The 22,498-nt window shown below is 37.9% G+C and carries 21 protein-coding genes and 2 CRISPR repeat arrays (1 of these 23 cut by a window edge); of the genes, 19 read left to right on the forward strand and 2 right to left on the reverse strand.

Features of this window, described 5'->3' with window-relative positions; all coding sequences use genetic code 11:
• Positions 1–1,071: direct repeats of the CRISPR family, unit length 35 nt; unit sequence CTTTAGACTTCTTCGGAAGTTGAATTAATGGAAAC; it begins 39 nt to the left of the window's first position.
• Between the two features lie 391 nt (positions 1,072–1,462).
• A complete protein-coding gene (locus tag CAL6303_RS01325) occupies positions 1,463–3,556 on the reverse strand; it encodes a WYL domain-containing protein (RefSeq protein ID WP_015196030.1) in 2,094 nt (697 codons plus the stop codon).
• A 129-nt stretch (positions 3,557–3,685) separates the two neighbouring features.
• Positions 3,686–4,516: a CRISPR direct-repeat array (repeat unit 37 nt; unit sequence GTTTCCATTAATTCAGCTTCAAGAGAAGCTTTGAAAC).
• A gap of 138 nt (positions 4,517–4,654) precedes the next feature.
• Complete coding sequence (locus CAL6303_RS01330; RefSeq protein WP_041738925.1) at positions 4,655–4,915, reverse strand: hypothetical protein; 261 nt, start codon at positions 4,913–4,915, stop codon at positions 4,655–4,657.
• A gap of 305 nt (positions 4,916–5,220) precedes the next feature.
• Here CAL6303_RS01330 and CAL6303_RS01335 point away from each other — a divergent pair, with 305 nt between their 5' ends.
• The 19 genes from CAL6303_RS01335 to CAL6303_RS01420 all read left to right on the forward strand — a co-directional run bounded on the left by CAL6303_RS01335 (position 5,221) and on the right by CAL6303_RS01420 (position 22,487).
• Complete coding sequence (locus CAL6303_RS01335; protein WP_015196031.1) at positions 5,221–6,786, forward strand: Cas10/Cmr2 second palm domain-containing protein; 1,566 nt, start codon at positions 5,221–5,223, stop codon at positions 6,784–6,786.
• Positions 6,771–6,977, forward strand: a complete 207-nt coding sequence (locus tag CAL6303_RS31600) for a hypothetical protein (protein ID WP_321572285.1) — start codon at positions 6,771–6,773, stop codon at positions 6,975–6,977. The genes CAL6303_RS01335 and CAL6303_RS31600 overlap by 16 nt, the downstream gene beginning before the upstream one ends.
• Positions 6,978–7,436: 459 nt before the next feature.
• On the forward strand, positions 7,437–7,769 hold the full coding sequence (locus tag CAL6303_RS31605) for a hypothetical protein (protein WP_321572286.1): 333 nt from the start codon (positions 7,437–7,439) through the stop codon (positions 7,767–7,769).
• 15 nt (positions 7,770–7,784) lie between these two features.
• Positions 7,785–8,594 carry a type III-B CRISPR module RAMP protein Cmr4 gene (cmr4, locus tag CAL6303_RS01345; protein ID WP_015196032.1) on the forward strand — a complete coding sequence of 270 codons (810 nt, stop codon included), beginning with the start codon at positions 7,785–7,787 and terminating at the stop codon, positions 8,592–8,594.
• Between the two features lie 51 nt (positions 8,595–8,645).
• Positions 8,646–9,074: a hypothetical protein gene (locus tag CAL6303_RS01350; protein ID WP_015196033.1), complete on the forward strand. Its 429-nt coding sequence runs from the start codon at positions 8,646–8,648 to the stop codon at positions 9,072–9,074.
• Positions 9,071–10,690 (forward strand): hypothetical protein, encoded by a 1,620-nt coding sequence (locus CAL6303_RS01355; protein WP_015196034.1) that lies wholly within the window; start codon positions 9,071–9,073, stop codon positions 10,688–10,690. The genes CAL6303_RS01350 and CAL6303_RS01355 overlap by 4 nt, the downstream gene beginning before the upstream one ends.
• 177 nt (positions 10,691–10,867) lie before the next feature.
• Positions 10,868–12,475, forward strand: coding sequence for a hypothetical protein (locus CAL6303_RS01360; RefSeq protein ID WP_015196035.1), 1,608 nt, complete (start codon positions 10,868–10,870; stop codon positions 12,473–12,475).
• A 324-nt stretch (positions 12,476–12,799) separates the two neighbouring features.
• On the forward strand, positions 12,800–14,038 hold the full coding sequence (locus tag CAL6303_RS01365) for an ISL3 family transposase (protein WP_015196008.1): 1,239 nt from the start codon (positions 12,800–12,802) through the stop codon (positions 14,036–14,038).
• An 88-nt stretch (positions 14,039–14,126) separates the two neighbouring features.
• The gene (locus CAL6303_RS01370; protein WP_015196036.1) at positions 14,127–14,393 is read left to right on the forward strand and encodes a hypothetical protein; all 267 of its coding nucleotides are present in this window, start codon (positions 14,127–14,129) and stop codon (positions 14,391–14,393) included.
• 122 nt (positions 14,394–14,515) lie between these two features.
• The gene (locus tag CAL6303_RS01375; protein WP_015196037.1) at positions 14,516–14,878 is read left to right on the forward strand and encodes a DUF6876 family protein; all 363 of its coding nucleotides are present in this window, start codon (positions 14,516–14,518) and stop codon (positions 14,876–14,878) included.
• 35 nt (positions 14,879–14,913) lie between these two features.
• The gene (locus tag CAL6303_RS01380) at positions 14,914–15,159 is read left to right on the forward strand and encodes a hypothetical protein (RefSeq protein WP_015196038.1); all 246 of its coding nucleotides are present in this window, start codon (positions 14,914–14,916) and stop codon (positions 15,157–15,159) included.
• A gap of 160 nt (positions 15,160–15,319) precedes the next feature.
• Positions 15,320–15,709 carry a hypothetical protein gene (locus CAL6303_RS01385; protein WP_015196039.1) on the forward strand — a complete coding sequence of 130 codons (390 nt, stop codon included), beginning with the start codon at positions 15,320–15,322 and terminating at the stop codon, positions 15,707–15,709.
• 348 nt (positions 15,710–16,057) lie between these two features.
• Positions 16,058–16,579: a hypothetical protein gene (locus tag CAL6303_RS01390; RefSeq protein ID WP_321572287.1), complete on the forward strand. Its 522-nt coding sequence runs from the start codon at positions 16,058–16,060 to the stop codon at positions 16,577–16,579.
• 96 nt (positions 16,580–16,675) lie between these two features.
• The gene (locus CAL6303_RS01395; protein WP_015196040.1) at positions 16,676–16,945 is read left to right on the forward strand and encodes a hypothetical protein; all 270 of its coding nucleotides are present in this window, start codon (positions 16,676–16,678) and stop codon (positions 16,943–16,945) included.
• A gap of 70 nt (positions 16,946–17,015) precedes the next feature.
• Complete coding sequence (locus CAL6303_RS01400) at positions 17,016–17,279, forward strand: hypothetical protein (protein WP_015196041.1); 264 nt, start codon at positions 17,016–17,018, stop codon at positions 17,277–17,279.
• Between the two features lie 161 nt (positions 17,280–17,440).
• The gene (locus tag CAL6303_RS01405) at positions 17,441–19,690 is read left to right on the forward strand and encodes an ATP-dependent RecD-like DNA helicase (protein ID WP_015196042.1); all 2,250 of its coding nucleotides are present in this window, start codon (positions 17,441–17,443) and stop codon (positions 19,688–19,690) included.
• 127 nt (positions 19,691–19,817) lie between these two features.
• Positions 19,818–21,206 carry a 3' terminal RNA ribose 2'-O-methyltransferase Hen1 gene (locus tag CAL6303_RS01410; RefSeq protein WP_015196043.1) on the forward strand — a complete coding sequence of 463 codons (1,389 nt, stop codon included), beginning with the start codon at positions 19,818–19,820 and terminating at the stop codon, positions 21,204–21,206.
• A gap of 62 nt (positions 21,207–21,268) precedes the next feature.
• Positions 21,269–21,718 (forward strand): ATP-binding protein, encoded by a 450-nt coding sequence (locus CAL6303_RS01415; RefSeq protein ID WP_015196044.1) that lies wholly within the window; start codon positions 21,269–21,271, stop codon positions 21,716–21,718.
• Entirely contained in the window at positions 21,708–22,487 is a 780-nt protein-coding gene (locus CAL6303_RS01420) for a tRNA(His) guanylyltransferase Thg1 family protein (RefSeq protein ID WP_015196045.1), read from the forward strand. The genes CAL6303_RS01415 and CAL6303_RS01420 overlap by 11 nt, the downstream gene beginning before the upstream one ends.
• Positions 22,488–22,498: the final 11 nt, after the last annotated feature.

Consider the following 22,498-nt stretch of genomic DNA (forward strand, 5'->3'; position numbering starts at 1 on the left):
AAGTTTTCGCTTGGGTATTGCTTAATTTAGCAGAGCTTTAGACTTCTTCGGAAGTTGAATTAATGGAAACTATTTAAGGCTATATCGCTTCTAAATTGAGAGACACTTTAGACTTCTTCGGAAGTTGAATTAATGGAAACAAGACAGAGATATGTCCTCAAAGAGAAATGAGTTTGTCTCAATTCTTTAGACTTCTTCGGAAGTTGAATTAATGGAAACTTTTATCTGCTTTTGTAAACTCTCCCCAATGCAAAGCTTTAGACTTCTTCGGAAGTTGAATTAATGGAAACACTGGTTTGCCGCTTGAGTGGGCATAGTCAAAAAATCTTTAGACTTCTTCGGAAGTTGAATTAATGGAAACAGTTTGAGTCTCGGTCTCGGTCTCGGTCTCGGTCTCCTTTAGACTTCTTCGGAAGTTGAATTAATGGAAACTTTACACGATTCTGGAACGTTACTAACATCCCATCAGGACTTTAGACTTCTTCGGAAGTTGAATTAATGGAAACTCGTTGAGTTGGTACACCAGCTGACTCTCAATTTGCTTTAGACTTCTTCGGAAGTTGAATTAATGGAAACATTAGGGTCTCTGTAGATCTTAAATTCCTCAGAGTACTTTAGACTTCTTCGGAAGTTGAATTAATGGAAACGAATGAAAAGATTTTTACATCTTTTGCTGATAAAACTTTAGACTTCTTCGGAAGTTGAATTAATGGAAACGTGTAAGTCACGGAATTTTCGGTTGAACTAACTAATCTTTAGACTTCTTCGGAAGTTGAATTAATGGAAACCTTTGATGTAAGAAAACTCATCACTAGCAAAAAAACTTTAGACTTCTTCGGAAGTTGAATTAATGGAAACGGGGCTCTTAGCTCTGCCCGTAATTCGTCGCGGGACTTCTTTAGACTTCTTCGGAAGTTGAATTAATGGAAACGTGTCGCTGCTTTCAACTTCTGCTGCACAAACTACGCTTTAGACTTCTTCGGAAGTTGAATTAATGGAAACCTGAATTTTGTTATTCTAACCTCCACTCCACATGCTTTAGACTTCTTCGGAAGTTGAATTAATGGAAACAAGGAATTCCGTAGTCAGTGAACTGGGCTTTTTGACTTTAGACTACAAAAGTATAAATAATTTTGCGTAAGGACTTCCAGGAAATAGGTATAAATTGTCATTCTGAGTGAAGTCTTACGAAACGAATAATCTTGCGTTTCATGCGTATTTTGAGATGCTGAGTCCCAAGGGGACACGCTACGCGTAGTTTACTTCTCCGCTTCGGAGTACGTGCCTCAGCATGACATGTCAGGGTACTTTTCAAACATGCTCTAACTACTTAGTAAAGATAGAAATAAATAGTCATAATAAAATTGGTTTAAATACAATCTTTATAGAGAATCAAGCTTTTATCAAAAGGGAAAGGCTTTTGTTCTTTCCCCTTTTTTTATTGCTTATTACTTGTTACTTATTATTTTTTTGTGTCATAAACTTGAACAATCCCGCTACCAATTCCTTTTACTTTCTCTACCAACTCAATTGGTTCTATTACCTTCACATTTCCGCCAAATCCAACAATCCAACGCCACAAATCGAAGTCATGTAAAGACCATTTAGGTAATATTACCTGGAATCGATGGGGAAATTGTTTATCTTTTGTTGCTTTTAATGAAAAAATCGACTTGGGAAGATTATTTTTTGTACTGGAAACTGGGGGAGACATTTTGATTTTGGCAAATCGCTTTGTTCCTTCGGTAATGAACTTGTAAACATCATTGTTAAACCAAAGTTCTACTGTCATACAGGCAGTAATATGTACCTTTTGATCCTGACTTAAAAACTTACTTTGTTCAACTTCACTATTACCAAGAAATAGTCCAGCGCTGCCTTTTAATAGTGCTTGTAATTTTTGTAATGACTTCTCTTGTTCGCTTCGATAACGAGTTTTATTTTGCTGATTCCCCAAAAATAATCTATCTAACCGTTCAAATCGTAATAAACCTGGTTCATTGCCTCCAACGGATTCAAACCCCAAATACCAAGCCAAGTTAGAAAAAACGATTTGCAAAGGATAAGCTAAAAAGAAACTTTTGGGGTCATAATCATAGCCTCCACTACCTGAAAAACGGTTTAACTCCAAAACTTCACCATTAGAAATAGCTGCTTCTAATTTGGGTAAATTATTCACTAAAGCTGTGCTGTGGAGATATCGCGGATCGACTATAGAACGGTTTACGATCGCACGCACGGGATAGACTTTTTTATCAGTATCAATCAACTTGGTTTGTAACATTCTTTGCTTGAATGTCTCATAAAGCTCTAATGCTAAAGGGTCATCTAAACTCTGGGCTTGCGATCGCAGTGTCTCAAATACCCTGATTAATTCAGCTTGGGAAAGAATTCCCGTACCTGCAAAGTAACCATTTCGCATAGCAAATTCAGGTAATATTTGATAGGGTTTTAAGATTTTCTCAATATCTTTACGGAGAGTGTCTAAGTTATCACCACAAGTAATTCCCGCTTGTTGGAGTGCTTGCGCGAGGGTTGGTAAATTTCCGTCTCCAATGTTGGGTAGAAATGGGTTGTGCAAAATAAAACTAATTGTCCCAATCAAGCGTTGGAAAGGTTCTGTATCGGAATAGGAATGTGTGGGATGTGGGCAATGGAAGGATAAGGGAGAGGGAAGAGACAAAGAATTATTTTCTTGTTCTTTGTTTCCTGCAATAACCCCATTTTCTTCCAGCCATTGTAAGTCTGCGATGATTTCTGATGGATTCCCATAAATTCCACCATGCAACTTTGCCATTATTTTTGTAATTTCATCAATATTACTGGTAGTTTCAGGGATTTCACCTAAGATGTTTTCCAGTAATTTGGGGTTGGTTGTGTGTAAGTTGCCAATACCGGGATACTTAATAACGAGGGAAATTAGGTGCATTAATCGGTCAAAATCGAGCAATCTGCTGTAGCGATGAAAGATGATACCGTCGTGTTGAGTACGGTTGTTGCGGTTGGTGATGCGACGTTTTAAGCTATTGATGCGTTTTTCTATTTGTGCTGTAAATGCTGCGGTATCTGTTGGGAATTTGGTGACATCAATTTCTTCGATTGTTGCAAAACCCTCAGCGATGAGTGGGGGGAAGTTTGCCAGCAATTTGGACATGGTTTCGATTATTGGTTGGGGAACCTGTCGGTTACGGTTTTGGTTCCATTTAATACAGGTTTCGATGGGTGTTTTTAAGTACCATGCAATCCAACGTAGGGGTAGGGTTTCCCCATCCTCTTTAATTTTCATTAAAAAATCCATGCGGAAAGCACGTTTGAAGTTGGTTGCGTCGTAAATGACACTTTTTTTTGATGTTTGTGCTTGTTGAATTAAAAGAAGTGCTTGGTTTTCAATTTCGTTCCAGTTTCCTTGAATTGCTGCGTCTCCGTAGAGTGTGGTACGAATTTCGTCAGTGGAGATGATGACATTGTTACCGAGTTTTGCTAATGCAGCAGCGAAGGTGGATTTACCGCTACCAGGAACACCAATAAGGAAGTGACAGATATTCAATGCGGACATTGGGGTTTGTTAAGGAGAAAAATTTGTCAGAGGTATTTTACTGATGTTTCTATCCTATGTCCTGCATTTCTATCTGTCGATATTCTTGATGCGAATGACGAATTAATGTTTTTGTTTAAAACGTGTTTTATTTCCATTAATTCAGCTTCAAGAGAAGCTTTGAAACAAGCGGCTGAATTTAAACCCGAAACCATCCAAGAATAGTTTCCATTAATTCAGCTTCAAGAGAAGCTTTGAAACGATTACAAACCTTGGTGTTTCTACCCAAATTGCGTTTCCATTAATTCAGCTTCAAGAGAAGCTTTGAAACATAATCAACCTAGCGGGATAAATCTTCCTTATTTAGTTTCCATTAATTCAGCTTCAAGAGAAGCTTTGAAACATTGAATTCATCCACCTCATCATCTGTATCGAAGGGTTTCCATTAATTCAGCTTCAAGAGAAGCTTTGAAACCAAAATCAACTGGCTAGCAACGAAGCTCAGATGCGTTTCCATTAATTCAGCTTCAAAAGAAGCTTTGAAACTTCAGAGTTGGAAAATTTATTTGCCGTTTGTACTTGTTTCCATTAATTCAGCTTCAAAAGAAGCTTTGAAACTTTCTTGCCACTTAAGATGCTGATAAGTTGTGTTGTGTTTCCATTAATTCAGCTTCAAAAGAAGCTTTGAAACCAATATCACCCTTGGAAACTGGATCATCTACATAAAAGTTTCCATTAATTCAGCTTCAAAAGAAGCTTTGAAACTTATCCATGTAATGTAATAATAGGTTGCTTTGAGTTTCCATTAATTCAGCTTCAAAAGAAGCTTTGAAACCTTAAGGTAACGGCTAAGGATTATAAAGGAAATGAGTTTCCATTAATTCAGCTTCAAAAGAAGCTTTGAAACCAACAAAGCAGTTGATTATAAATTGAGCTTACCAAGGGTTTCCATTAATTCAGCTTCAAAAGAAGCTTTGAAACCCCGGCATCTGGAACCCTTATAAAATAAGCTTTCCAGGAAGCCTTTTGGCAGACCTCAACTAAAAGTACCGTTTCAGGCATCGCTTGTCAAGAGAATCCTTCAACCCAATAACCGCAAAACCAAGCCCAGAGAGTATTTCAGAAGTTTGGCAGACCTCCTTTGAGACTAAAATAGCTGAAAGCTTTTACAGACAAAGGTTTCAACTCCCAAAATCCTATCACTTGTAAAACCCCGCTTCGGTTTGCCAAAAATAGGGTACTTTTCGATATTTTTCGAGAAATGTCATGGTAGCTAACACCGACTCTGGGAGTACCACTTGATAGATATTTACAAGTGCGATCGCTTTCGGAAATGTAATATAACAGGGAAATGCGATCGCGCCAGAAATTTAGATACATTCAGTATAATTCGTCATTCGCATGGAAAGTATAGCAAAATAAAGCATTTCAAAACAAGATAGAAAAGAGCAACCACAACTTAAGTAACTTGATGTATAAATCTATAAGCATACTGAGTAAAATAAGTTCTCCCACTATTTTGAGCGATCGCTTAATTGTAGCTTTGCTAATTTTGTAAACTACCGTATATATAAGCTTTCAGGCAATTATCTGGATTGTTTCTCAAAATTAGTAGAAATTATGTTAAAACAACTTAAGTATAAATACGATAAAAACTGTAGTCATAACTTGCAAAAACATGAACTATGCCCAAATACACTGCCATAACCTTCGCACCAGTGCAAGGATTCATCGAAAAATCCCGTAAACTTAGGGATTTATACGGCTCATCGCAGATACTCTCTTACCTCAGCCAAGAGTTACTCAACGAAGCTGGAAAAACAACAGAGGTGGTATCACCTGCAATTATCAAAATGCAGAAGGGAATGCCAAACCGCATTTTACTAAAAGGTGACTTTACAGAAAAACAAGCGCGAGATACCCTGTCATCAGCATGGAAGCGGATATTATTCGAGTGTCGTAGCTGGATAGGGACAAAATTACCCGAAAAATCATACGGTACATATCACTGGGAACGGGAATGGCAAAATTGGGGAAACTATGCGTGGGAAGTGTTTTGCGGTAGTGGGGACACAATCTCGGCAGCAATGGAAGACTTGGAAACCAAAAAACTCTCCCGTGACTGGATAGGAGTAAATTGGATTGGTGAGAGTTCCAGCTTAACAGGTACTGATGCGATCGCATTTCCCGGTTTAGGTGCGGAATCTAGAAACCCCAATAATCGCAAATGGAGCGCAGAAAAAGAGGAAATCAAAACTTTCTATCGTCGTTTAGCTTGTGTATTAGAAGGAATTTCCCTAGATAAGGAACCAGAGGGAAAATACATCGCACTCGAAGAAAAACTTAGTATTCCCGAATTAGTAAAACGTCTCGTTACCCACGAAGATATTGCCACAAGTTTAGGCATATCACCACTTGGTAATAGTTTCAGCGATATTTATCGTCGTCCCGAAAAAATCACAGAAACCGAAAAAGGACGATGCACAGGTTGGTTTATGGGGGATGGGGATAAAGTTGGCGATTATCTCAAAGATTTAGCGCAAAAGAGTGATGCAGAAGTAAAATTATTTAGCCAAGCAATGCGTGAATGGGGGAGAGATTTTGCTAGGGATTTTCCAAAGGAATTTGGACGGGTTGTATATGCAGGTGGTGATGACTTTTTAGGAGCTATTTATAGTGATAAAGATAAACCAAAAATTGAACCAGAACAAGTATATCAATGGTTATTAGAATTACCAAATAAATGGAGAGAACACAAGCAACCTATAAATGTGAGTGTCGGGTTTATTTGGGCAGCATCGAGCGTACCCCAGCGGGATATTTTACAGCATTGTCGAGAAGCGGAAAAAGTAGCGAAATCATTAGGAAGAAACCGGGTTACTATTCGGATTCTGTTTAATAGTGGTCAATATGTTGAGTGGACTTGTCCTTGGAACTATTTAAATATTTTAGATAAATATAAAGACTTGGATGGTAATAGTAACTGGAGTCATATTTATACCGATTTAGCACAGTTAGAAGCGCGAAATGCTTTTAATATCGATAAACGTACTTTTAATCGTAAATTTGCATTAGATTTTTTCGATATTTACTTTCCCGGAGAAGGTGAAAAATTGAGTAAAGACAATAATCTTTTAAAAAACATCGTTGGCTATACAGATGACGATGAAGAATATGAACGAGTTGAAAAAACAATTGACTGGATGCGGAGTTTAATTAAAGTTGGATTTCAATTATGTTCAAATACTTAATTAGTATTCATCCATTGGGATTTATGTATGGCTGTTCGGGAGAATTTCTATCACCAGAAAACTTGGTGGGACGTTCTGGTAGAAAATTTCCTCCGGAAGCTGCCACACTATCGGGGTTAATTTTTAGTATTAATAATGCACAAGAGTTATTTCCTAAAGATGAATTACGGGAAAATCTTGTAGTTGGATGACCATTTTGGGCTGAATCTAATAATAAACAAAATTTTTATGTTCCCATTCCCTGGCACAAAATTATTTCTAAAAAAGATGTAGATGAGTGGCACTTAGAAACGGGTAAATGGCAACGCGAAAAACAAGACGAAAAACTCGAACCAGAGTATCAATGGCAAACAATTTCAACTTGGAATTACCCAACGCAGGCATTTAAAAGTACCCTTAAAAGTGCTAAAAAACCAGTAGCTGCCAGTCCTTGGAAATTTACCTCGTTTTTACACCCCGATATCCAAAAAGAACAGCGTTGTGTTAAAAACGAAGATGGCTTATTTCTAGAAAATGCCGTTCAAATCCCGGATAATATTTGTTTAATTTATCTATCTACCTACCCAATTAAAAACGGATGGTATCGCTTTGGTGGTGAAAATCATGTTGTTGAAATTGAATGCGAAGAATTAGGCAGTATCGCTTTAAATTTGTTAAATAAACCTATTAACCGCGCATTTGCATTAATTGCACCTGGAGTTTGGGGTTCGACACGTTTTTCTTACCGCTACCCTCAGCATCAAGACTTTCCAGAACCAAAATTGATGCTAACTGACAAACCTATTAATTACCGCTACCGAGCTAAAAAACAACTAGGAAGGGGACGTTATGCTGTTCCCACCGGAAGTGTTTTTGTGTTAGAAGAACCACTCAACAAAACATGGTGGAAATGGGATGAAACATGGTTCCCTAATGAGGGAATTAGTTTAAAACGTATGGGTTGTGGATTGTGTTTGCCAATTGAAATTAAAGGTATTGAATAAAGGAGTTGAATAAATATGTATAAGAAAGCTTTCGGCATTATTGAAACCCTTGCACCCCTCCATGTTGGTGCAACCGCAGGAGAAGAAAGTGGGAATCTCAACTTAATTTTCCGCGACCAATTTACCCAAACAGGTATTATTCCCGGTAGTTCCTTACGCGGTCGTTTTCGTGCAGAAATGAGAAGTCAGGTAGACGAAAAAGAGGTTAGTTATTGGTATGGGGAAGGTGCGAGTTCGGAACAATCAGAGATTAATAATGAATCGATGGTTAAATTTGAACATGCTTCAATTGTTTGGCTTCCTGTGTTTTGTCCCGGTCAACCCATTGTTTGGGTTAGCAGTCCCCGACTATTGGAACGTTACAAACGTATTGCCCAAATTGATGCAGAAATCCCCAGTCTCTATGTTGCTTCTAGTAATATTAGAGCTAGAGAATCTCAGGGTAAAAAAACAATTTTCTTCAACTTAGGATTTTTGAATATTATTCGCAGCGAAAATTTATCTAAATGGTTTCCCAACGGAAAGGAATTACCTGCTGTAATTGTCGATGATAGTGACATTGCGATGATTCACGATATGGCACTATACCGTCAGAGTCGCGTGCGCTTAAAGGATAATGAAAAAGTTGTCGATGGTGGTGGATTTTTTAATACAGAAGCATTACCAGAAGGAACAATTTTAGTATTTCCCATTGCCATCCGCGACGATAAATCAAATAAGAAATGGCAACCTTTCCCCAACGACATTACAGACGAAATCTACCTGGGTGGTTTGGAATCGATTGGCTTTGGTCATTGCCAGTTAAAAATAGTCAACCGTAATTAACTTCTTCTTACCCCTGTAATTCGTATTAACTTTTACCTTGTTACTTACCCTATGAACTGGCAACCCTACAATTTAGATCAAGAAGCACAACGTTTAGTATTAGCTTTCCGCAATAAAGAAGGTGTAATCGGTCAATCCCACAAAATGCGTGTCACCGTTGCTTACGGATTAGAACGCTTTTGGGGCGAACATTTACGTCTTTTGGGTAAAAATGATGCTAAAGAACGGGAAAAAGGCAAATACTGGCAAAGTGTTTGGAAAGAATTTGTCCGAATTATGAAGCGAACTGGTGTGGAATTACCCTCAGACGAAATCAGCGATCGCAATACAGAACAAATCGAGGAAGTTGCCAAAAAATTATGGTCTCTATCCCTTGATGACCAAAAAATTTGTTTGTCGGTATTAACTCAATTTTGCGACTCATTAGTTTGGTGGACGCAACGATATAAAAAAGCAGGCGATCGGGAGGAGGAAGTATGACAAACTACAGAGAAATACCTTTGATGTTTCAAGCCCAAATCAAAGGTCGCGGTCAAATTCAATACATAGCCCAGCCAGAAAAAGCCTACAGATGGGTTGATGAGTGGGAAGAAGGAGTTGGCAACGATGTCTCGAACTTTAGCAATCGCGTTAGTACCAAAGAATATAAAATTACTTGGCGATTTATTTCCAATAGCGGACAAGATGATGATGTAATTCGTCCAGTAATTGCATCTGGGGGATTTCCCTATTACCCTGGTGCAAGTATGAAAGGTGCGTTTTTACGTAGCTGCACCCCCGAACAAGCTATGCATTATTGTGGTGGTATCGCTAGTAAAGCAGATTCCACAACAAAACCCGGTATATTGAGGTTTCATGGTGGCTATCCCAAAGACGCAACTTGGAAAGATAAAGAACTTGTAGATGTGGTTCATCCCCAAGCTGATTGGCAACTCAAAGACAGTAGCAGTCATTCAGCATTCATCCAAATATCCTTACATGAACCGACTTTAGTTTTTGGTATCTCTAGCAATATAAAAATCGAGAGTAGTGAGTGGGATACAATTTGGAGTATTTGGGAAAAAGCCTTAGAGCGGGGAATTGGTTCTCGTGTTAGTGCTGGTTATGGTCAACCTGTCAAGCACCCAGAAACGAAATTGCTGACAGTGGGATTAACGGGACAGGGGTTAGCATCCCAACTGATTAATAAAACGGGCGAATTTCGTCCTAATATGTTCAAAGCTGCCTTACGTGGTCATACCTTGCGCTTATTTGCCGGAATCACCGATGAGAATAGCGCAGAAGCATTAACTAGGGAACTTTGGGGTGGGTTTGCAGGTAAAGATGGTGCGGTTGTTGGAGATTTGGGGATTGTTTTTAACCCCCTCGAACTCGAAATGGATGGATATAGATACCGTGGAAATTCCATCCCTACTTACGAACTAAACAACGGAATTTTGCATATTTTATCTATGCGTTCCGTCAGCGAGGAATATAAAACAGAATTGCGATCGCTAGCTATTAAACTTATCCAGTTTTCCTTGTTATTAGGTGGTTTTGGCAAGTCTTGGAGACGAATTGACCATCGTATATTTTTCCCCGATTACTTGAAGAATAATCAAAAACCAATGATAGGCTGTCATTGGGAATTTCATCAAGGTGCAGAAAAATTATATATACCAACAAATAGACTGGAAAATATTTCTAAATTTTTCACCACTTTAGACGAAAAAATCCATCAGTGGATAATTGCCAATAACAAAAAGACTAGTAACAATTTAAGTCAATGGCGAGAAGTATGGCATCCGCAAAAAGTCCAAGTTTGGGCAAGAGTTGCTGAAGATGAAGATGATTCTTCAGCAGTGCATTGGTTTCATGGTGAATATAAAGAAGGTGGAACGATTAAAGGTTCGACTTTAACAGGACAAATAGGTCAAATAGGTAGAATTTGGCATCGCATGTATCCTCGATATAGCAAATTAAAAGATGGAACAATGCGACGTATGGGTGATGAATATATCGAACTACTAACTATATTCCCAGATACAAGCAACACCACTACACAATTTATCGATTTTCTGGGAAAGAGTTATTTCAAGCGCATTTATCCCTCGTAAGCTTAGACGCATCTAAATGACATCTTTTGAAACGTGAAAGCCTTACAGCAAGGTTTTTGGGATTATAAATTAAGCCCGTTTTAGCTTAATACGACACCCACAAGTATTTGGTGCGTTACGAACTCCGTTCTAATATAGCCTACTTCTTTCATGAAAATTTATCGAGGTTTATATTCTATGGCAATATGGATTATTACAACGGGAAATAGCGACGTTCGCATCAAAAAAGAGAATAATTGGAATACAATATTTCATACAATTAGGGATAATTTAGAATGCACAGATTTTGCTTCTCCTATTCCAATTAACCCCAATGCTATCGAAGAAGGATATACTCTACCCGCAAGAGTTTTAGGTGTTGCTTACAGTCAGATTATTGAGCAAGAACCAAAATATTTTGATGAATTAGAATTCCCTTTAATCGAAACGTTCTGCCAGAAATTAAAATCAGAAAAAAAATTAGAAAAAAAATCTCATAAATTAGAGCAAATATTTGTTTTAACCACAGACCAAAATAATTTATTCCCGAATAAATGGGATAGAATTAACGAAAAATGTCCCTACTGGCAAGATACAATAGAACTCCAAACTCTACTAGAAAAATACCTCAAAACTCAATTCGACATCCCCATTGAATTTATCTCCCTCTGTCCGAATTCTGATGAAGGATTAGATTATTGGGATGCTACTTTAAAATTAGTGGAAACAGAATTTTCTCAAAAATTTGCCAAACTGCAAGATAAAATCGTATACGTCAGTCATCAAGCAGGTACTCCAGCAATTTCTGCTGCCGTACAATTTGCGAGTTTAGGCATTTTTGGAAAAGTAGAATTTCTCGTTAGTAACCAATACTATGATGCCAGCTATAATCACCAAGCAAAAGCCAAAATTATCGATAGTTCCGAATATTGGCGTGGTTTGCAAATTCAAAAAGCCAAACCATTAATTAGAAACGGTTTTCCCAGCACTGCCTTAAAATTATTAGACGGAATCGATCGCATCGATAAAAATATAATTTTACAACTCGAACAAATGGTTGATTTTTTTAATCTCAAAAGTCAGTCTCAAAATACCAATCCAGATAGTATAAAGGAGGATTTTGGCATACCCAATGCTACCCAAAGAATAGTCGATGGACTCGATTTAATTGGATTTTTCTTCAAGCAAAATAACTATTTACCGGGAATTTCCCTACTTGCTGCTGCCCAAGAAACATTTCTCAAAGTAGCAATTAAAAGCGAAATACAAAAAAATACAGCAAATTATTGTGGTATTCCTGTTGCAGAGTTGGTAAAATGGACTACCAAAGGACTAATTTCCCCAAATAACGATGAATTACGAAACATTCTGAAACTTCCAAATTCTCAAAATATCGATAAAGTTAGAAACGATATTTTTGACCTTCTGAAATTTCCATATTCCAAGCATAATGACAGATTTTACCTATACTCTATCAAACAAGACTTAGAGTTTAGTAGGACGGGAATGCTGGAGTGGTTGCTAATTCTCGCACCTAATTTTAGAGAATGGGCACATTTAAGACAATCGAATCTGCGTAACCAAGTAATACATAACCTCAGAGGAATTGAAGAAGAGGAAGTAATCGCATACTTACTGGGACTGAGAGACTATCAACCAATACCAAACAATATTACTACCGCAATGGATGCATATATACAAAAAGTCAAACAACCCTTTATGCAAGCGATCGTACTATTGAAACTACCTTGCGAAAAAGGTAAATTGCAGGAAAGATTGAATGCGATCGCAGACTCTTTAATTTAATAACTCTGGCATACTGATGTTAAAGATTCTTAGTGCGTGTTCAAGAGAGCGATCGCTTTTGATTTATCCGGGCTAAATTGATTAGGCGTAGTTTACCACCGTAGGTATCGCATATTTTCTACGACAGCACCCACAAAATCCCTACAAGCATAATAAATTATGGTTCTTCGGTACTTGTTATGCTAAAAGGTTAAGCTAAAGCATAAAAATCTCTAAATAATTACATTGAAATATAGTTTTAAAGCTTTGCTAGCTTGACAGGTAGACATTATTTGTTGTTTTCTATAAAAACAACAAAAATAATTTTTACTATATCTGATAACCATGACTCAGAAAAGAAGTATAAAAGTTCTGACAGAACTTCTGGATTTAAAAGATATAAAAGTCACTTCACAGCGCATTTACAATGGAATTGGGATTATTTTACAAACTGAGTCAACAAAATCATACAGTATTTGCCCTCATTGTGGGACAAAAAGCGAAAAATTACATCAAAACCATAGCCATATTATTAAAGACTTACCTTTTAGTGAGAAGCCAGTATTCTTAGAAGTAAATAGACGACAATTTAAGTGTTATCAGTGTCAAAAACCATTTAGTGAGGAATTGTATTATGCAAAAAAGAAGAGGACTTACACAAATCGACTAGCACAAAAAATAATACAAGATGTTTTAGAAAGTGATATTCATAGTGTCGCATCAAAAGGCATTGTCACAACTGAAGAGATAGAACGAATGTTAAAGGATGCATCGGAAGAATTATGTGATTCCAAACCATCAAACTTAAAAAGGCTTGGAATTGACGAAATTGCTTTAGTCAAAGGCAAAGGTGATTACTGTGCAGTATTAGTAGACTTAGATGCATCTAAATTACTTGCGATTTTGAATGGAAGAACACAAGATAAAATCAAAGAAGCTCTTTCTGGATGGGGATTAGAAGTCTTACAGCAAATAGAAGAGGTCAGTATTGATTTGTGGCAAGGTTATAAAAACTTAGTTATGGAATTAATGCCCAATGCCCAAGTAGTTGCAGATAGATTTCACGTTATGACACAAATAAACAAAGAACTAGACACGCAAAGAAAAAGGGAAAGAAGAAGTATTGAAGAGCAAATCAAAGAAACCAAGTCAGAATCAGAAAAAGCTGAGTATGAAATCATTTTAGCTGGCTTGAAAAATAGTAAATATTCCTTACTTAAGAATGAAGATAATTTAACTGACGAACAAGTAGTAAAGCTCAGAGAAGTTAAAAGAGTATCTCCAGTTTTGAAAGAAATGCATGATTTTAAAGAAAAAATTAGAAAAATATTTAACCTGACTGATCATTGGTACACAGGAGTTTTTAAGCTAGGAATGTGGTTGTCAAAAGCAAAGAAATACTTTCCTCGTAGCAATAATACTATTATTCGCTGGTTTGATGAAATTATCGCTTATTTTGATAATGGAACAACAAGTGGAACAGTAGAAGGAATTAATAATAAACTTAAGCTGATAAAACGCTCTGGATATGGATTCAGAAATTTTCAAAATTTCAAGATTAGATGCTTGTTAAATTGGACTTAGTTCATTAGTATGGCATAACAAGTACCGAAGAGCCTAAATTATTGATGGCTCACGCCAAAAATGCGAGTGAAGTCAATGGAATCAACCTGTGAACATCATAAACATCACATTCACTCACCCATTTGCCAAAGCTCCCAAACATGTTTTTGGACAACAAGTCACAATTAAAAGTAACTGCGATCGCAAAAAATGGGCAAAAGGTCAAATTACGGGATTGCGATTAGATTATAATTCCCCAAATACCTGGAATTACACAGTCGTTTTTGACTATCCACAAGGCTTTTGCGAAGAATTTACCGAAGAAGATTTGGCAGCAGTAGATGAATTAGTTTGCTCACAACTGTTGTTCAAGTAAAAATGACTACTATGAATTTCTAATAATAAAAACCTTTGCTGTTGGTAATTTTGCCAGCAGCTTTAATTTTGCGGCTAACGCCTACAGGTGTGTGAAATCCGTAAAATCAGGAATTTTTCAACATGAAAACGCCGCAACAAATAGAAGCCGCACTTAACCAATTTACTGGTTCTACGACTCTCTACAAACACTGGCTAGGCTTAAAATATACAGATGGCATCAAATATTTAGCCGAAGAGACTAGCTGCTATTGGCTCTTGGATGCAATTTTCTCCCATCAAACTAAAACCTTTCTCTCTAATCAAAATTTGCGAGAATTTCAAATCTGGTATTTGCGAGTTGAAAATAATTCTGGTGTTTTGATTTGTGAGTGGGATACAAATCAAGAAGTATTACGACAGGAAATCGAATACACAGATTTTTCACTAAGCCATATCAAGCTTTATTTAATAGAAACAGTTCTCATGCTCCCCAGCGAATATTAAACCACATCAAAGTTATCAATATTGGGAGAATATTTATGTTACAAGCAATTAGTAGTGGGCAAACATTTGTCACAAATCTCGAACAATTTATGACCAAAGCTGACAAATTTATCAAAATCTACTATGCAGGTATCAGTGAAGAAAGCAAAGTTAGAGAGATTGTGCAAGAACTACAAAATTTGCTATCAGATACAGACTTACAGCAATTGGAAATTGATTATCAGCATTATTGCGAAATCAAAGACTTGATGTCTGACTGTGACGATTCTGCATGGTTTTAAAAAGAAGGCAGATGGCAGTAGAGGTAATACAGAAATGCTATTTTTCTTACCTAAATATCTTGAGTTTTAGACTTATTTCCTTCTACCATCTGCTTTTCAAATCCTGCATTCTTCTGGCTAACGCCAAGAGAGAAATGAAGAATTAAAGGATGTTTTCATCATGGCTACACGTAAATCCTCAACGACTACTTTTAACGCAATCGATGATTCAATATTAGGTGATTATGCTGTAAATAATTACTCCGAACGAGTATATTCCAAAGTCTACTACTCCATCCGTGAACTTTGTGGGCTTGTTGCCAAGCGTTCCCTAAAAGAGGCTTTCGATTGGAATAATTTCAAAGAGCGCTTTACAAGTGACTTCGGCAAAGTGGAAGAAAATCGATATTCCCTAGAACAATTATTGGAATATGCTAACCGCAAATTTGGTAAAACCCTTGAAGATTTGATAGTACAAAATCAAATTTCTTGGCAACGCAGACAAGAATATACCGAACGGAGCAATATGAGTTATCAATCCAAAATGATTGAAGATAGCACTTGCTACTAATATGAAAAACTCATAGCTAAATTTTATAATCCTCCAGTGATTAATCGTTGCTGGAGGATTTTGATTAAAAGCATTCAATCGCTTCAATAAAAATGCTTTTAGCCCTAACTCAATAAATACAATACTGCTAGAAATATGCGACAAAATAGTTATATCGCGTGGGAAGGTAATTCTCTGATTGACGGTTCTCCTATCGTTTTAATTTTGACTGGCTTCGTCTTTCCAAGCTTCAATAAAAAGACAGGAACCGAAATGATCCAATCGTGGATACTACAGCAAGAATTTGTTCCAACTCACGCTGCAAAAGCAGGTTTTGACAAGGGCATATGCGGCTAATGTCCACTAAAAATGAGTGAGATTGGAAGTTGTTATGTTAACTTATTGGGTGTCAATCGAGTTTACAGAAAATATCAATATGGAGGCTATTCAAAACTTAGCAATAATGAAATTGAAGTTCTCAGAAGATATCGCTATCCAATTAGATTGGGTTCTTACGGCGACCCGACAGCAACACCATTAAAAGTGTGGGAGCCGATTATTTTAGCATCGGGTAAATATACAGGCTATACCCATAATTGGCGGCGAACAAATAGCTTGTGGAAGCAGTATTTAATGGCTTCTGTGCATAGCATATCAGAAGCTCAAGAAGCACAAAATTTGGGATGGAGAACTTTTAGAATTATCGCTCCCGACGCACCATTGAGCGATAACGAAATACTTTGCCGTCATACCGAAGATGAACGTATTGATTGCAGTTCCTGTCTCTTGTGTCATGGAAGCTCGTCTAAACCAAATATTGCTGACAAAGTTCACGGCTTAAATTGGAAAGTATCGAATTTTCTCAAATATCTTAAATCGACATCAAATTAATTGAGGGAAGGTAGAAATAGAAGTAACTAAAATACTCTTCTGCCTTCCTCAAATCACAGCATTAAGACAATACAAATACAATTCTGGGTAAAAATCATGGCAGAAGTATTGAGTGAACCCCAGTTTCAAATATTAACTCATCAATATACGGGAGAGAAAACGGGAAGAATTTATTTTCCAGCTTTGTTTTTAGCTGAGTTTCACACAAGTGTTACTCAATGGTTACAGCAACAGGAAATTATTTTTGAAGAAAGAGACTTAAAACAATACGGAGATGCTTCGTTCCGATTATATTTCAAAACTTCTGATGAGTTGGAACGAGTGTACTTTCAATTAATAACAATGACTTCCACTGCTTGTAATTAGTTGAGCCATCATGGTCAATAAATAATGCTAAACCAGTTGATTTAATCTGAATATCAGGATGAGTTTTGCGATGAAATCAAGATATCAAAACTTTCTTTGCGATAACCGCTATACCACCATACCCATTCCCCAATTTCAAGCAATTTCCCCACAACTACCGGAACGAGAAACTATCAAACATACCCTCATTGGTTCCACTAAAGCCGTAACAGCGACAATTCGACTTTTAGATCAACTCGGATATGCAGATATGCTTGATTGGAGTCCTTTGGTACCAACTGATAATCCTGGGCAGGTTATGAGCATATTAGTACGTGCAATCGCTATTCAATAACAGGCAATAAGATGCTCCTTTTGAGGAGTATTTTTTTGCGAATAAGCAGAGCTTAATAGCTTAATACGCTATATAGCACAATAATACTAAATAATTTTCACCAAATACTTCCACAACAGCGAATCTGCAAGTATAATATTTTCGCCATCTTCCAAAAAGTAATGTCCAGCGCGTACCAAGCTAACCAACCATCAAGTAATGCCGCTCCCAACCAAGAATCAATCACGGGGGTGGTAGAACGTTTGACTTTTCATTCCGAGGAGTCGGGTTATACGGTAGCGCGGTTGCAACGTCCCAGGGTATCAGAATTAACTACAATCACTGGTAGCTTTGCAGGCATTCAACCCGGACAAACACTTGAATTAAATGGCTTTTGGCACGAACACCCCCAATATGGTTCGCAATTCCAGGTTGTTAACTACAAAGAAACTAAACCAGCCACAATCACGGGAATCGAAAAGTATTTAGGTAGCGGCTTAATTAAAGGAGTTGGTCCCGTTACAGCCAAAAGAATTGTCGCCCATTTTGGCGTGGAAACGTTGGATATCATCGAAAACCAAATTGATCGCTTGCATGAAGTCAACGGCATCGCCAAGAAGCGAATTGCCATGATTCAAAAAGCCTGGAACGAGCAAAAAGCCATCAAAGAAGTAATGATATTTTTGCAAACACATGGCGTTTCCACTGTCTATGCAGTCAAAATCTATAAAAATTATGGGGATAAATCTATTGGAATAGTCACAAATAACCCGTACCAACTGGCAACCGATATTTACGGCATTGGCTTCCTCACCGCAGATAAAATTGCCCGTAACTTGGGAGTCCCTGAAGATTCCGAATTTCGCTATCGTGCTGGGATTACCCATATATTAAATGAAGCATCGGAAGACGGGCATTGCTATTTACCGCAACCCGAATTGATAGAGAAAGTATCCCAATGTCTCAAAACCGATGATCATCAACCAAACGAGGATGCGATCGCACAAATCATCAAAAATATGTCCCTCGCAGACGAACTAATTCGGGAAATCTCTCCCGATAAAACGTTACTTTGCTACAACCCTGCATTTTTCAATACTGAGAACAACTTAGCATTGCTAATTGCCCAGCGTTTAAGAAGCCCCATCAATCCAGACATGCAACGTGTCCGCACATGGCTTGCACGCTTTACCAAAAGTCGCAAAGTTGAACTTTCACCCCAACAACAAGAAGCAGTCGAGATGGCAGCATATTCACCTATCTCGATTTTAACTGGTGGACCAGGAACGGGGAAGACCTTTAGTGTGCGGACTATTGTGGAACTGTGGAAGGCGATGGGAAAATCAATTGCCCTCGCAGCACCTACTGGACGAGCAGCACAACGATTAACTGAAATGACGGGATTGGAAGCAAAAACCGTACATAGATTGCTGGAGTTTGACCCCAAGAATATGGGTTTCAAGAGGGATATGAAAAATCCCCTGCCACAGAAAGCAATTATCATCGATGAGGCAAGTATGTTGGATTTGTTTTTGGCATACAGTTTAATCAAAGCTATATCCGAAGACAGCCAAATTCTGGTGGTTGGTGATAATGATCAGCTGGCTTCCGTTGGACCAGGCAAGGTGCTTGCAGATTTAATGAATTCGGGAAAAGTACCCGTAGTACGTCTTACTCAAATATTTCGCCAAGCTCAAACAAGTGCGATTATTAGAAGTGCTCACCAAATCAACCTTGGACAATATCCCAATATCGAGCCAATTTCCGAGACTCCTCAATCTGATTGTTTGTGGCATGGTGGTGGGCAACAACCAGAACATGGTGTCCAAGCAATTAGTGAGTTGATAACAGATTTTATTCCTTCCCTTGGTTTTAATCCTGCCATCGATGTGCAAGTATTATCGCCAATGACACGGGGGTTGGTGGGTACACGCAATCTCAATAATGTGTTGCAGCAGTTAATTAATCCCCCAAGTCCACAGAAGCTAGAGGTTACGAGGGGTGGGACAGTTTTTCGAGTTGGGGACAGGGTGATTCAACTTACCAACGATTACAACCGCGAAGTATTCAATGGTGATGTCGGATTTATTACCAACATTGACACTGAAGAACAGGAGGTCATCGTACAGTATCAAGATAGGGATGTAACCTATGACTACGCAGATTTAAACGAACTTGCTTTGGCTTGGAGCGTTACTATTCACAAATCTCAAGGTTCCGAATATCGAGTTGCAATTATGCCCCTGTATACTCAGCACTATATGATGCTTTCGCGTAACTTAATTTATACAGGATTAACTCGTGCGAAGGAATTAGCAATTATTGTCGGTTCCAAAAAGGCGATTGGGATGGCTGTCAGGTCGGTTAATCAGAAGGAACGGTATACCCAACTGCGGGAAAGATTGGCTCAAATTTCAACAATTTCATCATGATTGTAACTATTGTTGAGGTGTTGAGGATCAACAGTGTATTTTCAGGTAAAACTTTATTTTCCGTAAAACCATAGGTTACAACTGTAGGAAATAAGAATCAACCCAATGTGAACCGTCTTGAAAGTTCATGCTATTAACAATTTCGACTACAAATCAACCAGCAACCGACCTGGGTTATTTGCTTCACAAACATCCCAACCGTTGTCAATCTTTTCCCCTTTCTTTCGGGAAAGCACATATTTTTTACCCTGAAGCTAGCGAAACCCTTTGTACAGCAGCATTGCTACTGGACATCAACCCCATAAAACTAGTGCGGGGAAGGGGTACAACCTTAGAACACTACGTTACAGATAGACCATATGTTGCTTCATCGTTCCTTAGTGTGGCAATGTCCCAAGTCTTTAGTACGGCAATGGGAGGACGGTGTAAAGATAAACCCGAACTAGTCAACACTCCTATTCCCCTGACGGCAAAACTTAGCGTTGTTCCTTGTTGGGGCGGTGAAAGTATTCTCCGGGAATTATTTGAACCACTAGGTTATACCGTCATCGCAGAAAACCATCAACTTGATGAGAAATTTCCGGAATGGGGAAGCAGCAAATACTACACAGTGGAACTGACAAATACGATTCCGTTATCGGAACTCCTCAGTCATCTCTACGTACTCATTCCCGTTTTGGATGATGAAAAGCACTACTGGGTAGGTGAAGACGAGGTTGAAAAACTGCTGCGTCATGGTGAAGGTTGGTTAAATACCCATCCAGCGAAGGAAAAAATCACCCGTCGCTACCTCAAATATCGCGGCAACCTTACCCGTCAAGCATTGGCACAATTGGCAGAAGATGATAATTTAGACCCAGATGCTACAGAGATAGAGCAAACAGAAGCAGAGATTGCGATCGAAAAACCGTTGAGTTTGAATAAGCAAAGAATGCTAACGGTTATAGATGCATTGAAAGCGAATAATGTCAAGCAAATAATAGATATGGGTTGCGGAGAAGGAACTCTGTTGCGATATTTGTTAAAAGAATTATGCTTCGATAAAATTACAGGTGTGGATGTTTCCTATCGTGCTTTGGAAATTGCGAAGGAACGAATAGATAGGTTACATTTACCGCGAAATCAATGGGATAAGTTACAGATTTTTCAAAGTGCATTAACCTATCAAGATAAGAGATTTCAAAATTACGATGCGGTGACTCTGGTTGAAGTTATAGAACATCTAGATTTACCTCGTTTGAGTGCTTTGGAAAGAGTAATTTTTGAATTTGCTCATCCGAAATTAGTTGTTGTGACTACACCAAATATTGAATACAATATCAAATTTGAGAATCTACCCGCAGGTAAATTAAGGCATAAAGACCATCGTTTTGAATGGACAAGGGCAGAATTTGAAAGTTGGGCAAATTTAGTTGCAGAAAAATTTGATTATACCGTATCTTTAAAACCGATTGGGGATGTGGATATAGAAGTTGGTTCCCCAACCCAAATGGCATTATTTAAAGCTGCAAATTAATTTATTTAATTGCTAGAAATTATGGAAATTCTGGCATTCATTTAATTTAGCGATCGCAAATCATGGAAGCAATCATATTTGTCGGGATTCAAGCTTCCGGTAAATCGACATTTTACCGAGAAAATTTTCTCAATACCCATATTCGTCTCAATCTTGATATGCTGAAAACTCGTCACCGTGAGCAAATATTCATTCAAGCATGTATCGAAGGGAAACAGCCATTTGTGGTGGATAATACGAATCCCACACCAGCCGAAAGAAGCCGCTATATTGTCCCGGCGAAAGCAAATCATTTCCAAATTAAAGCCTACTATTTTGATTCACCCTTGGAGGAATGTAAACAACGAAATAACCAGCGTCAAGGAAAAGAAATTATTCCTCTAATTGGACTATTAGGAACACATAAAAAGTTGACATTCCCAACTTGGGAAGAAGGATTTGATGCAATTTATTCTGTAAACCTCGATATTAATAACTCTTTCCAAATAGAGGAGTGGAAAAATGAAATTTGACGAATTAGATACGAGAATGCGCGTATTTGAAACAGCCCACGACCATTATGTATTACCGGGTTTATATATAGTCGCAAGATTAGATGGGCGGAGTTTTACCCGTCTTACCAAGGAAGTGCATCAATTTAAAGCACCCTTTGATGAAAAATTTCGGGATATGATGCTCGATACGGTAGAGCATTTGATGAATTGCGGCATTGATATTATTTATGGATATAGTCAAAGCGATGAAATATCCTTACTTTTTGCTCATGATGAAAATACTTTTAGCCGAAAAGAACGTAAATTAAACTCTATTTTAGCAGGTGAAGCTAGTGCTAAATTATCTTTAGTTTTAGGAGATGTTGCTTGCTTCGATTGCCGCATTTCCCAACTTCCTAATATTACCGAAGTTGTCAATTATTTTCGCTGGAGAAATGAAGACGCACATCGTAACGCACTCAACGCTCACTGTTACTGGAGTTTGCGAGGAGATGGGAAAACTGCTAGACAAGCAACAAGTATGATGTCGGGATTATCTGTAGCTGAGAAAAACGAGCTTTTATTTCAACATGGAATTAATTTTAATGATTTACCAAAATGGCAAAAACGTGGCACGGGATTATATTGGGAAGAATACGAAAAAGACGGATTTAATCCCCAAACAGGACTAAGTGTTAAAACAATTAGACGCAGAATTAAACGGGATTTAGAATTGCCCATGAAAGAAGAATATAGCGAATTTATTCGTACCTTCCTCTCATGTATTCTCAGCGTAACTTTGGTGTAAACCTTCACATT

The sequence above is a fragment of the Calothrix sp. PCC 6303 genome (assembly GCF_000317435.1).
Classification (GTDB): Bacteria; Cyanobacteriota; Cyanobacteriia; order Cyanobacteriales; family Nostocaceae; genus PCC-6303.